Source organism: Adhaeribacter radiodurans (genome assembly GCF_014075995.1).
Classification (GTDB): domain Bacteria; phylum Bacteroidota; class Bacteroidia; order Cytophagales; family Hymenobacteraceae; genus Adhaeribacter; species Adhaeribacter radiodurans.
This window is the reverse complement of sequence record NZ_CP055153.1, coordinates 3922137-3935392: the sequence shown is the minus strand read 5'-3', so window position 1 is coordinate 3935392 and position 13256 is coordinate 3922137. Positions and strand designations below refer to the sequence as shown.

At 37.7% G+C, this 13256-nt stretch carries 14 protein-coding genes; 11 read left to right on the top strand and 3 right to left on the bottom strand.

Annotated features, from left to right (window positions below):
- Positions 1-78: 78 nt before the first annotated feature.
- The 3 genes from HUW48_RS15900 to HUW48_RS15890 all read right to left on the bottom strand — a co-directional run bounded on the left by HUW48_RS15900 (position 79) and on the right by HUW48_RS15890 (position 2066).
- Complete coding sequence (locus HUW48_RS15900; RefSeq protein ID WP_182411889.1) at positions 79-450, bottom strand: hypothetical protein; 372 nt, start codon at positions 448-450, stop codon at positions 79-81.
- A gap of 41 nt (positions 451-491) precedes the next feature.
- Positions 492-1124, bottom strand: a complete 633-nt coding sequence (locus HUW48_RS15895) for a uridine kinase family protein (RefSeq protein WP_182411888.1) — start codon at positions 1122-1124, stop codon at positions 492-494.
- A gap of 171 nt (positions 1125-1295) precedes the next feature.
- The gene (locus HUW48_RS15890) at positions 1296-2066 is read right to left on the bottom strand and encodes an SAM hydrolase/SAM-dependent halogenase family protein (protein WP_182411887.1); all 771 of its coding nucleotides are present in this window, start codon (positions 2064-2066) and stop codon (positions 1296-1298) included.
- Positions 2067-2160: 94 nt separating this feature from the next.
- Between HUW48_RS15890 and HUW48_RS15885 the strand changes: the two genes are divergently transcribed.
- The 11 genes from HUW48_RS15885 (at position 2161) to HUW48_RS15835 (ending at position 13253) form a co-directional block, all read left to right on the top strand.
- The gene (locus HUW48_RS15885; RefSeq protein ID WP_182411886.1) at positions 2161-3189 is read left to right on the top strand and encodes a PhoH family protein; all 1029 of its coding nucleotides are present in this window, start codon (positions 2161-2163) and stop codon (positions 3187-3189) included.
- Between the two features lie 235 nt (positions 3190-3424).
- Positions 3425-3853: a GNAT family N-acetyltransferase gene (locus tag HUW48_RS15880; RefSeq protein WP_182411885.1), complete on the top strand. Its 429-nt coding sequence runs from the start codon at positions 3425-3427 to the stop codon at positions 3851-3853.
- Positions 3850-5973, top strand: coding sequence for a ComEC/Rec2 family competence protein (locus HUW48_RS15875; RefSeq protein ID WP_182411884.1), 2124 nt, complete (start codon positions 3850-3852; stop codon positions 5971-5973). Before HUW48_RS15880 ends, HUW48_RS15875 begins: the two co-directional genes overlap by 4 nt.
- A 218-nt stretch (positions 5974-6191) precedes the next feature.
- Positions 6192-6965: an enoyl-CoA hydratase/isomerase family protein gene (locus HUW48_RS15870; RefSeq protein ID WP_182411883.1), complete on the top strand. Its 774-nt coding sequence runs from the start codon at positions 6192-6194 to the stop codon at positions 6963-6965.
- A gap of 39 nt (positions 6966-7004) precedes the next feature.
- A complete protein-coding gene (locus HUW48_RS15865) occupies positions 7005-7466 on the top strand; it encodes a sterol desaturase family protein (protein WP_182411882.1) in 462 nt (153 codons plus the stop codon).
- A gap of 12 nt (positions 7467-7478) precedes the next feature.
- Positions 7479-8399 carry a MerR family transcriptional regulator gene (locus tag HUW48_RS15860; protein WP_182411881.1) on the top strand — a complete coding sequence of 307 codons (921 nt, stop codon included), beginning with the start codon at positions 7479-7481 and terminating at the stop codon, positions 8397-8399.
- A gap of 670 nt (positions 8400-9069) precedes the next feature.
- A complete protein-coding gene (locus HUW48_RS15855; protein WP_182411880.1) occupies positions 9070-9585 on the top strand; it encodes an RNA polymerase sigma factor in 516 nt (171 codons plus the stop codon).
- 29 nt (positions 9586-9614) lie between these two features.
- Positions 9615-11099 (top strand): phytoene desaturase family protein, encoded by a 1485-nt coding sequence (locus tag HUW48_RS15850; RefSeq protein WP_182411879.1) that lies wholly within the window; start codon positions 9615-9617, stop codon positions 11097-11099.
- Between the two features lie 95 nt (positions 11100-11194).
- The gene (locus tag HUW48_RS15845; protein WP_182411878.1) at positions 11195-12028 is read left to right on the top strand and encodes a phytoene/squalene synthase family protein; all 834 of its coding nucleotides are present in this window, start codon (positions 11195-11197) and stop codon (positions 12026-12028) included.
- Positions 12029-12033: 5 nt separating this feature from the next.
- A complete protein-coding gene (locus HUW48_RS15840; protein WP_182411877.1) occupies positions 12034-12555 on the top strand; it encodes a hypothetical protein in 522 nt (173 codons plus the stop codon).
- Positions 12555-13253 (top strand): lycopene cyclase domain-containing protein, encoded by a 699-nt coding sequence (locus HUW48_RS15835; RefSeq protein WP_182411876.1) that lies wholly within the window; start codon positions 12555-12557, stop codon positions 13251-13253. The genes HUW48_RS15840 and HUW48_RS15835 overlap by 1 nt, the downstream gene beginning before the upstream one ends.
- Positions 13254-13256 lie beyond the last annotated feature (3 nt).

Below are 13256 nucleotides of genomic sequence, written 5' to 3'. Positions count from 1 at the left end.
CTTTCAGCGGTTCAACAAACCGTATATGCCCGGACAACAAAACTGTTACCGGAAAAATTTCTGAAAGTAAAAGAAAAACTAAGGAGCGTTTGGAATAATTATATAAGAAAATAAAACGCTAAAGAAGTACCTAACCCGGTAAATTTTAGATATCGGTTCCGGGATAGTAAGAAAAGGCTTTTGAAAAACTGGTGTTACCCAATTAGTAAAATGAGCCAGTTGCAGAATAAAATAAGAGGTAGTAGCTTCAAAAGTTACCTTTTGTTTTACAACCGTTTGCTCTTTGTGCGAAGTGTTTTTTTGTAATTGGCTATTACTTGCCGCATTTGCCTCTTTTACAACCGGGCGATAAGTAATAATTACCTGGTTATTGAGCAGTAAAACACAACACCAGGTTACTGCAGTAAGCAGAAACCGGATTTGTTGCGTTATGGTACGAGAAGCTGCCATTTAAACCGCGAATATACAGTATTTTACCTTATTTAGATAGATTAAATGGAATAACTTTCAATTTTTGTCCTTAAAAAAGAAACTAATACCTCTAACCCGTTTTCAAAATGGCGATTGTTCGGAATAATCAAATCAGCATCGTATTTATAAGGGCGGATATACTTTTCGTAAGTTGGTACCACGTGGTTGGCGTAGCGGTATAATACATCATCTAAACCACCATAACCCCGTTCTTTTACATCGCGCAAAATACGGCGGTGTAATTTAACGTGTTCTTCGGCGTCAATGTAAACTCTTAAATTAAGATGTCGGGCAACTTCTTCAAAGTAAAACACGAAAATTCCTTCTACTACAATAATGGGCGCCGGATTAAAAATTAAATCGCGCGGAATTATGTCCGGATTATTGAAGGTATATTCTTTACGGGTAACTACTTCGCCATTTCGCAACTTTAACAAATCCCGAGCATAAGCAGCCGAATCAAAAGACGAGGGCAAATCGAAATTAATAACCCCATTTGCATCTAATTCCTGATCATCGTGAGGCAGGTAGTAATTATCCTGCGCCATAAGACAAATATCTTTTGGATCGAACGAGTCAATTAATTTCTTTAAAAAAGTAGTTTTGCCCGAAGCGCTACCACCGGTAATCCCGATAAAAAAGGGTTGTTGCATGTTAAAGGTAAAAAGGGCGTAACAATAGCTTTCTACTGCTATTTGCACGATGTCTCTGAAACAGAGGAAAATTTTAAAAAGTTTATAATAAAATTAAGATTATAAAGGAAGCACTGATTAATCAGAAGTTTTAAATGTTATTGCCAGGCTAAAGCTTTAAATAGGTGCTACTTACATTTTTTTAAATTGTACATTTACCTGCGAATCGTAGTGAAGACCCAATAATTCGGAAGCATGCCCTTTATTTACCCCAATGGATAGCCAGCCTTGTTGGTTGTAAAAGCAAATAACATCGCCTTCATCAACGTGGGTAAAGTCGCCGGAAATCTTCTGGACTGTTTCGCGGGCAAAATGCACGGTGAAAGGGCGATCGTGCCCAATGGCATCCATACTATCGCGGGATATATTCGTAATTAGATTGCCATAATGATCTACATGTACCACATGGCCGGTTATAGCATGGTCGCTAAGCCGCAACTGACGATTAATAAGTTCCCGGTACTGCGTTATTGATTTGCCCAAACTTTTCAGATCAGCGCCATTGGCTAAAGCTAAAGCTGCGGGAGCTAAAATGTCTTTTGCGGCAAACGTGGTAGGTATTGCTACCGGTAGTTCTACCATTGTAACTGGTTGCGTTTCAATAATAAGAGATAATAATCCGTTGTCAGCGGCCAGGAAAAAATGATCCTGAAATTGGACTGCCAGATACCGGCCTTGTCGGCTGCCCTGCGAATCTACGGCTACTAAATGTACTGTGTTTAGCGGAAAATCCCGGAATAATGAGTTTAGAACAAAAGCGCCGTGAGCTATGTTATAAGCTTCAATGGCGTGCGAAATGTCTATTATTTGGGTCTGTGGCGAACTGCTTAAAATTTTGGCTTTCACGGCCGCTACGTAATGATCTGTGTAACCAAAATCAGACAAAAAAGTAATCAAACCCATACAAGCGAACTATAAATTTTGTATTATTGTAATATACAAAAGTAACAACAATTTTATTTTTAAATTAACAGAATACGCAAAATAAGCTAAGCATTTGGTAGAAAAAGTAATTACCCTAGAAAATGTATCGTTAATAGATTTTTTAGGAACTGAAAATCAAAATATTAAACAATTAGCGGCAGCTTTCCCGAGTAGTAAAATAATTTCAAGGGGTAACGAAATTAAAATTCAGGGTAAAACCCCCGAAATAACCAAGATAAACGAAATTTTAAGCTCTCTGATTGAGCATTACCATAAATTCGGGAAAATAACTCATACCAGCGTGAATCATTATATAGCCGCCGATGGTGACTCGGAAGAAGAAGTAATTGCTACTTCGCCGGATGTAATTGTGTACGGAAGCAAAGGAGGGATAATTAAAGCGAAAACGCCTAACCAGCAAAAGTTGGTAGATGCTGTAGAAAAGCACGATCTGGTTTTTGCTTTAGGTCCGGCTGGTACGGGTAAAACGTATATTTCGGTAGCGTTAGCGGTGCGAGCACTTAAAAACAAGACGGTCAAGAAAATTATTATTTCCCGGCCCGTTGTGGAAGCTGGCGAAAACCTGGGTTTTTTACCCGGCGATATGAAGGAAAAAGTAGATCCGTATATTCGCCCGATCTACGATGCTTTAGAAGATATGATTCCGATAGAAAAATTAAAATACTATCAGGAAAACAAAATTATTGAAATTGCACCTTTGGCTTATATGCGCGGCCGTACATTAAATAATGCTTTTGTATTACTAGACGAAGCTCAGAATACCACCCCGATGCAGATGAAAATGTTTTTAACGCGTATGGGGCCTAGTTCTAAGGTAATGATTAATGGTGACCGCTCACAGATTGACTTGCCGACTAAAGTTAAATCGGGCCTGGTGGATGCTTTGCAAACGCTAAAAAACATTAAAGACATTGCATTTGTAGAAATGAAAGCAGAGGATGTGGTGCGGCATAAGTTAGTTAAATCGATTGTGGAAGCATATACCAAAGCGGAAGAAGCAAAACTGGCGGCAGAACCCGAAAACAAATCGGTTGACCAGAATAACCGGCCCATTAAAATGGCAGAACCGCGGGAAGTATAAGTAGATTCTTATAGTTTTTAATAGAAAATGGATGCAGACGGAACTTTATAGTTAGCCGGCTACATCCATTTTTGTTTGTACACAGTTTTGCCAATACCTCTATCTAATACTATTTAGTAAAAGTTTTAGAGGCTAGATAGATTTTTTAACTTTTGATTAAAAATTAAATCAAGACGAAGTATACTTTCTAAACACTACTTTAAATAAACGTACAATTAAAGCGCATTCAATACTTATGATTGTTGTGAGAAGGGTAACAGACATTCGCGACTTAGACGCCGCTTTTACTATCCGGGAAAAAGTTTTTGTAGAAGAGCAAAAGGTGCCTCAAGATGCAGAATACGATCAACATGATAAAACGGCCAACCATTACCTGGCCACTTATAACGAAATACCAGTGGGCGCAGCCCGCTGGCGCCCAACTACCAATGGTATTAAACTCGAACGTTTTGCTGTTTTGCCAGCTTACCGTAATAAACAAGTGGGTAGCGCTCTATTGCATGAGGTATTGAAAGATGTATTGGCCAACTTTCCGGATGAGAAAATTTACCTGCACGCCCAGGTTCCAGCTCTTTCCTTTTATGCCCGGCATGGTTTTACGAAACTAGGTGAATTATTTACCGAGTGTGATATTGACCATTTCAAAATGGTTTATTCGGCATGATTAAATGGTCGCCTTACGTTTTTGTGCGCCTGACCATTTGTTTTGTGGCGGGTATTCTATTGCAGATTTATAGTAATAAGCTAATTGATTGGGCATCTGTTTTACTACTCTTTTTTAGCTTATTATTTTTTAGTTTACACTTTTTAGGTGCACGCCGAGGATCTGATTTACTTACCTCCTTAGCGGGCATTGTTGGTTTAGCCAGTATTTTTCTATTTGGTATTCTGATTACCCAACAACGTACCGAAATAAATCAGCCTCGTCATTTAACTCACCAACAGTTACCTGCTCTTTATTATACGGGGGTAGTAAATGATTTCGTGGTAGAAAAGCCCCATCACTACAATGTAATTCTACGGGTAAATCAGGTAAGAAATTTTAAAGGTTGGCAGCCGGTTACCGGCAAGATTATGCTAATGGTACGCAAAGAAAAGGGCCTGCTTCAACCCCGTTACGGAGATGTGTTGCTCATTAAAGGTAAGCCCGAAGTTCCTTTGCCGCCATTAAATCTTAATGCATTTAATTATAAGCAATACCTGGCTTACCAACAAATTTACCACCAGCAGTATGTCAGACCCCAGCAATTTAAAGTTCTCGGGTATCAGCCTCCTTCTCCAATACTAGCTTTCAGTATTCATCTGCGGCATAACCTGGATGCGATACTAAAGAAATATGTGCCGGAGCAACGGAACTATGCCATTGCCACCGCCCTCGTGTTAGGGATGAAGGAATACCTGGATACCGATATAAAAGCTGCCTATACCCGTACCGGAACAACGCACGTGCTGGCTGTTTCTGGTTTGCATGTGGCTTTGTTATTTTTAGCTTTAAATTATATTTTAGGAAAATTAGCCAGAACTCCCCGGCAAAAATTAGCTGTATTTCTGTTCTTACTAGCTGCAATGTGGTTATATGCTTTTGTAACGGCTTTATCAGCATCTGTACTGCGGGCGGTTGTTATGTTTACTTTATTGTCGATAGGTAAGTTCTTCCGGCGGCGTAGTAATATGTATAATATTTTAGCCGCTACGGCTTTTGGGCTGTTGGTGTACAATCCGTTCTTTTTACTCGATGTTGGTTTTCAGTTGTCGTTTGCGGCGGTTTTAGGGATTGTATTATGGCAACCACGGTTAAACAAATTAATAAAGGTTGATAATTGGTTAGGTGGTAAAATTTGGGAAGGTGTTTCGGCGTCGGTAGCGGCTCAGTTAGCTACTATGCCGCTGGCATTTTATTATTTTCACCAGTTTCCAATATATTTCTTAATGGCGAACCTATTTGCCATTACTATTTCAGAGTTCATACTGTACGTAGGATTTCTCTTATTAACTTTTGGTATAATACCCGGAGTTGGCTATATCTTAGGTTGGATCATGAATTTTTTATTAAATATTATGAACGGGGTAGTACTGGTTATAGAAAAGCTGCCAATGGCCATTATAGAAGGAATTTCACTTACCACTGTGCAAGTATGGTTACTAGCCGGATTTTTAATTTTATCTAGTTGGTTTCTGATTTATCATAAAAAAATATTTTTACTGGGGATTTCCTTAACTATAATTGCTTTCTCCGGTTTGCAATGGGCTAAAATAGTAAATCAACAAAAACAGCACCTTTGGGTGGTATATACTTTAAAAAATAATGCAGCGCTTGGTTTTATTCAAGGTAAACAGGCCACTTTACTCGCCGATTCAGCTGTGCTGGCAGATAAAATTGATTTTACTTATAACATTCAACCACATTGGTGGCATTTAGGCATCAACGAAATTCAATTTGTTTCCTTACAAACAGAAACTAACCCAACAGTACCCACATTTAAAACCCCGGCGGGCAATAAGGTAATGGTTTGGCAAGGATTACGGATTCTAATTTTAATTTATCCGGAACAATTTCATTCCACTTCGGGAAATCCCCTTTTATTTGATTACGTGCTGTTGCGTAATAATGTAAAGTTAAGTTTAGAGATATTGCAGGCTGCCGTACGCTTTAAATCTCTACTTGTTGATTCTTCCAGTAAAAATTGGTATCGACAACAACTCCAACAACAATGCGCCAAGCAACAGATTCCACTTTATGACGTTTCTAAACAAGGAGCCTTTATCTGTAGTAATGTAAATTAAATTTATAAGCGTACTACTGATAAATTTTACAACTAATTAAACGTACTATTTAGTATAATTTTTGATACTAATAGAGTAGTATTTAGAATAAGTACTCTAATATCAGTGAGCTTTATAAATAAAATTTTTTAGTTTTCTGAAACTGGTTATTTTAATTACTACTGCTAATTTTTTGTAATTTAAGCTGTATCCTTATTTAGACTTTAACGCGTAAAAGCATGCAATTTATAGATTATTACACTGAAAACCGGATTGGATATATTACTTTAAATCGTCCGGAGAAGCGTAATTCCCTTAATTTTGAGGTAATTAACGAATTAAAAGAAGCATTTGATCTGGCTGAAAGCGATGATGAATGTAAAGTCATTATATTAAAAGCGAACGGAGACGTATTTTGTGCGGGTGCCGACTTGGGTTACATGCAATCCATGCAGGATAATTCTTTTGAAGATAACTTAAATGATTCGACGAATCTGGCTCATTTGTTTTACCAAATATATACGCTTCGTAAAATGGTAATTGCGCAGGTACAAGGGCCAGCCATTGCCGGTGGGTGCGGTTTAGCTACTGTTTGCGACATAATTTTTGCCTCACCAGCCGCTACCTTTGGCTATACCGAAGTAAAAATTGGTTTTATTCCGGCTATTGTAAGTGTGTTTTTATTGCGTAAAATAGGCGAAACGCATACCAAACAATTATTACTTTCCGGTGATTTATTAACGGCCGAGGAGGCCAAAGATATAGGGTTGTTAACTTACGTAGTGCCCGCGGAAGAACTAGATGAACAGGTATTTGCGTATGCGCGTAAAATCTGCCAGCAGAATTCTATGCAATCTATCGAATTAACCAAGGACTTAATCGCACATATTCAGGATATGGACTTGCAGCGAGGTTTAGGCTACGCGGCCGAACGCAATGCTTACGCTCGCGAAACGCTTGATTGCCGTCGGGGAATTGCTTCTTTCTTAAATAAGCAAAAGATTACTTGGTAGGCAAATTAAACAATTTAGGCCCGAACAAGTTGTTGTAATATGTGGGGGAACATAGCAATTGTAATAATAACTTTTTGCGGCATGGAAGTGGTAGCTTGGTTTACGCATAAGTACATTATGCATGGTTTTTTGTGGTTTTTGCACCGTTCTCATCATACCCGGCACCCATATCCATTCGAGCGTAACGATTTATTCTTTGTTTATTACGGTATACTTTCTACAATTTTTGTTATTTACGGTAGTCCTAATTACGATTATCGTTTTTGGATAGGCATCGGAATTGGCCTCTACGGGTTAGTTTATTTCCTGATTCACGATGTATTTATTCACCGGCGGCTACGCTTATTTGGTAAAGCGCAAAATACTTATTTAAAGGCCCTCGACATTGCGCACAAAGTACACCACAAAACAACCGATAAAGAGGGGGGCGAATCATTTGGCATGTTGTGGGTAAATTCCAGATTTTACAAGCTGGCTAAAAAAAGGGTAAAGCAAAATTAGAGCAGAAAGACAGTGGGGCAATATTCAATTAAGGAACTAGAGCAATTAACGGGAATAAAGGCCCATACCATTCGAATTTGGGAAATGCGTTATGGTATTTTAAAGCCAAAACGTTCCGAAACCAACATTCGCACGTACGATGACGATGATTTAAAACACATTTTAAATGTATCGTTGTTAAACCAAAACGGCTTTAAGATTTCTAAAATAGCTTGCATGACAAGTTGCCAAATTGGCGATGCTATCTTAGGCTTAAGCGAAAATAAAGAAGAATGTCCGCACCAGATTAGTGGTTTGGTATCGGCTATGGTGGAAATGAATGAAGAGCGTTTCGATAAAATATTATCTACTGTTATTTTACAGAAGGGCTTTGAGGCTACAGTAAATTTACTAGTACTGCCATTTTTAAAGAAAATAGGTGTTCTGTGGCAAACGGGTAACATTAATCCAGCCCACGAACATTTTGTTTCTAATATTATCCGGCAAAAATTTATTGTAGCCATCGACGGCCAAATAATTCCGAGTGGCTCTAATGTTCCCCGGTTTATTTTATTTCTTCCGGAGGGAGAGTTGCATGAATTAGGTATTTTATTTATGCAGTATTTACTGCGATCGCGGCAAATACGGGTTTTATATCTGGGGCAAAACTTACCATTAGCTGATTTAATAAAGGCGTACGAAGGTTTTCAGCCAAATTATTTAGGTACGATTATTACTTCCGTTCCGGCCCGTGACCAATTGCAAGTGTATTTAAATGACTTAGCGGAACATTTTCCCGGATGCGGATTTTTTGTTTCGGGTTACCAGTTTGTTTGCAATGAAATAATGTTGCCAACTAATTTTAAATACATTGGGGATATGCAAGCTTTTTCAAAAGAAATTGATAAGCTAAAAGTAGAGCCAATTTTTTCTAAAGAAATAATCTTATCCTGATTGTAGATTAAATTAATTTATCCTACCATTTAAGTAAACAGGCAGGAGTATAAAGAATTTGGGTATTAAGGTATTGTTTAATTAAGTTATTTAATAACAATCCTATATTTCAACCATATAAATATCAATTTTAGTAAATTAATATTCTTTAGTTACTTATAATTTCTTTCTCTTTCGTTTTCAGGCGAAAGTATAGAGTTGTTTATTGATATTTAATTGAATATTAGTAAATTAGGTGAAGCAAACTATTAACCTGATGTTTAGTAATATCTTCTCAGAAGCAATAGTATCGAAAGCGTAACTCCAGGTACACAAGATTCTTTGGATTTTAAAATTTAGCTTTTAATAATCTAATTTATTTTTATTCCCTTCAATTACTTTTAAAGTAAATGGCTCCTGACTTAGTTAGGCGATAAAATTTTCCCATCCGAGCCGATTATTTACCAAATTCAAAAATTAAATTTTTTCAGGCAATCCGGAAAGAGCTGCACTTCGTTTATCCGTAAATAATATAAAAATGCCTGTTTATATAAGCCAACCTACTCCTGCCCGTTAAAAACAATTTAGAAAATTTTGTTTAATTTAATTTCAATATTATTAAACAAAATATTTTATTTTAAGTAATACCTTTTATATTTGTATAAGTTTAATCTTAAAAAAGTTGAGCAGAATGACAGCAACAGAATTTAGCTCCATGGTGCAAAAAATATCAAAATCTTTAAAGCCGGTGGCTCTTAATCTTACCCGGGATGCCGACGATGCGAAAGATTTAGTACAGGAAACTCTATTGAAAGCCTTATTAAACAAAGATAAATTTAAGGCGGGCAGTAACTTAAAAGCCTGGTTATACACCATTATGCGTAATACTTTTATTAATAACTATAATAAAATTACCAAGCGCAGCAGTAACATTGATTCTACGGAATACTTTCAGTATTTTAATACCGATGAAAACTACATTGCTAAAAATGGAGCGGTGTATACTTTCGTAGTATCGGATATTAACGAAGCCATTGCCCATTTGAATGAAGAGTACCGTACTCCTTTTATGATGTATTACGTTGGCTTTAAGTATTTAGAAATTGCCGAAAAACTAAATATTCCGATCGGTACGGTTAAAAACCGGATTCATATTGCCCGTAAGGAATTAAAGAAAGTGCTTAAGATTTATGAGCAGAATGGATAAATAATTACAGTTATTAGATCAGCAGCACTTTGAGCGAGAAAAAAGTTGTAGTTATTGGTTCTGGTTTTGCTGGCCTTTCGGCGGCTACTAACCTGGCAGCCAAAGGTTTTACAGTAGAGGTGCTGGAGAAAAACGCTACTCCTGGCGGGCGAGCACGTAGCTTCTCCGAAAACGGTTTTACTTTCGATATGGGGCCAAGCTGGTATTGGATGCCCGATGTTTTTGAGCAATACTTTCGCCGTTTTAGTAAAGCTCCCGCTGACTACTACGATTTAGTGCGCCTGGATCCTTCTTATACAGTTATTTTTGGTCCGGAAGATTTTATGCAAGTGCCCGCTCAAATGCATCGGATCAATGCCTTGTTTGAATCTTTAGAAAAGGGTAGTAGTGAGGCCCTTCACCGGTTTTTGGCTCAGGCTGCTTATAAATACCAAGTGGGCATTAAGCAACTCGTTCATAAACCTAGCCGCTCTGTTACGGAATTTCTTAGTTTAAAATTGCTGGTAGATGTTCTGCGTTTAGATGTGTTTCAGTCTATTCATGGGCATCTACGCAAATATTTCCGCCACGAGAAACTATTAAAACTGCTGGAATTTCCCATTCTTTTTTTAGGAGCTCTCCCACAAAATACTCCGGCCTTGTATTCTTTAATGAATTATGCCGATATAAGTTTAGGTACCTGGTACCCTATGGGCGGCATGTATAAAATTGTAGAAGGCATGGTGGCTCTTGCAAAAGAGCAAGGAGTACAATTCAGGTTTAATCAAAACGTAAAACAAATAAATGTCATAAACGGGCGTGCTTCGCAGGTTATTACGGATAAAGATGTGTGGGAAGCCGATATAGTAGTAGCCGGTGCCGATTATCATCACGTTGAACAGCAACTGCTCGCTCCCGAATACCGTAGCTATACCGAAAGTTACTGGGATAAACGGGTTTTAGCGCCTTCATCTCTAATATTTTACCTGGGGGTAAGTAAACGCTTACAGCGCTTAACCCACCACAATTTATTTTTTGATGAAGATTTTGAGCCACATGCTCAGGAAATTTACGAAAATCCGAAGTGGCCGGAAAAGCCTTTATTCTATGTGTCGGCTCCCAGTCAAACGGATGCTTCCGTTGCTCCGGAAGGATGCGAAAACTTATTTATTTTAATACCGGTAGCTCCGGATTTAACGGATACCGAAGACCTCCGGGAATATTATTATCAATTGGTAATGGACCGGTTGGAAAAACTTACCGGGCAATCTATCCGGGATTTTGTAGTAGTGAAGCGCAGTTACGCTCATTCGGACTTTATTAAAGATTACAATGCATTTAAAGGAAATGCTTACGGTTTAGCTAATACTTTAATGCAAACGGCTATTTTAAAACCTAGCCTGAAAAGTAGAAAAGTAAAAAATTTATATTATACCGGGCAGTTAACTGTACCAGGTCCGGGAGTTCCACCTTCGCTTATTTCGGGGCAGGTGGTAGCCGAAGAAATCCGGAAAGAATTCAGTTCATTTAATTAGAAATTAGAAGTTAAAAATTAGAAATAACATCTGCTTATACCAGAATTGATTTCTCAATTTCTAATTTCTAATTCATAATTTTTAATTAAAGATTTATGGAATTATTCGATCTGACGAGTTACAAATGCAGTAAACTGATTACTCAGCATTACAGTACCTCGTTTACTTTGGGTATTAAAACCTTGGATAAGAAATTTCATTTTCCGATTTACGCGGTTTATGGATTTGTGCGCATTGCCGATGAAATAGTAGATACTTTTCATGACCACGATAAGGCAGCCCTGCTGCAAGAATTTAAAGCAAACACGTACAAAGCTATTCACGAAAAAATTAGCTTAAATCCTATTTTACATTCATTTCAGTTAGTGGTGCATCAATACCAGATTAAGCACGAGTTTATCCAGGCTTTTCTGCGTAGTATGGAAATGGATTTAGAAGGTAAACGCTACGATAAAGATCTGTATGATGAATATATCTACGGTTCTGCAGAAGTGGTAGGACTAATGTGTTTACAGATTTTTTGCGAAGGAGACCAGGAAATGTTCGATCGCTTAAAAGAACCTGCCCGCAGTTTGGGAGCCGCCTTTCAGAAGGTAAACTTTCTGCGCGACATGAAAAGCGATTATAAAGAACGCGGCCGCGTTTATTTCCCGAAAGTTGATTTTCAATGCTTTGATAATGGCTGTAAAAAAGAAATTGAAGAAGATATTGTAAAAGATTTTGACCTGGCTTACCAGGGAATTTTAAACTTACCGCGTTCTGCCCGAATGGGAGTTTACCTAGCTTATATTTACTACCGCAAATTATTTAAGAAAATACAACACCTGCCGGCCGCCCGAATATTGTCTGAGCGCGTAAGAGTACCAGATAACACCAAATTAGCGTTATTATTAGGTTCTTACGTTAAATACAGACTAAACACCATTTGATCACCGTGAATGTACTGCTGACTGGATTACTTTTTTTTCAATTTTTTTTTCAAACTGATTTTACTTACAAAGCTGCCGACCTGCGTAAACTATACTACCAAGCAGCCAAAGATAAAAAAACGTACGAGCAACTAGCCCAGCATTTAACCCAATACAAAGGCAACGATGTTTTAATCCAGGGTTTTCAGGCGGGTATAGAAGGAGTGGGGGCAAAATACGCCTCCGGTTTATACTCCAAATTAAAACACGTTCGAAACTCTGCCCGGGAATTTGAAGAAGTCGTAAAAAAAGATCCACATAATCCGGAAATTCGTTTTTTGCGATATACTATTGAGTACCACATACCCCGTTATTTATTAATGAGCGGGCATTTGCAGGAAGATAAAAAAGTAATATTTAACAGTTTGCTGTCCCACCCACGCTCTGGTGTGGATGCGGATGCTTTTAAAATTATGCGCGAGTATTTTTTAAAAGGTGATCATAGTACCGCCGAAGAGAAAAGGCAACTACTTAAGCTTGGAGTCTGATGTATATTTACTTGTATTTAAATATTTTTACCATTCTGTTCCCGTTTTTGCTTTCGTTTGATAAGCGGGTACAGTTTTATAAAAACTGGAAATATCTGTTTCCGGCCATTGCTATTAACGCTCTTATTTTTATTGTTTGGGATTCAATTTTCACGCAGCACGGCGTTTGGGGCTTTAATAATGATTATTTACTCGGAATTTACTTTTTTAACCTGCCTTTAGAAGAAGTGCTGTTTTTTATTACGGTGCCTTACGCGTGTGTTTTTATTTATGAATGTTTGAATGTTTACGTAAAGCGCGACCTTTTGCAGCAAAGGGCTTTAGTAGTAACTATTTTATTAGCAATTTTTATATCTTTAGTGGGCTTGCTGCATTTAGGTAAATTATATACTTCGGTAACTTTTCTGCTATTACCGGTTATCTTTTTCATTCATTATTTATTCTTTAAAGATAGGTTACTTGGTCGTTTTTACCTGGCGTATTTAGTGCATTTAGTGCCTTTTTTACTGGTAAACGGAGTACTTACCTCGTTACCGGTGGTTTGGTATAATAATGGGCATAACCTGGGCATTCGGCTTACTACTATTCCCATAGAAGACACTATGTACTCTATGGTAATGTTGCTGATAACGATTACTGCTTTCGAATTTTTCCGGCGAAGACAAAAACAAAACCTTCCGTTGCCGAAATTTGTTTAGTAT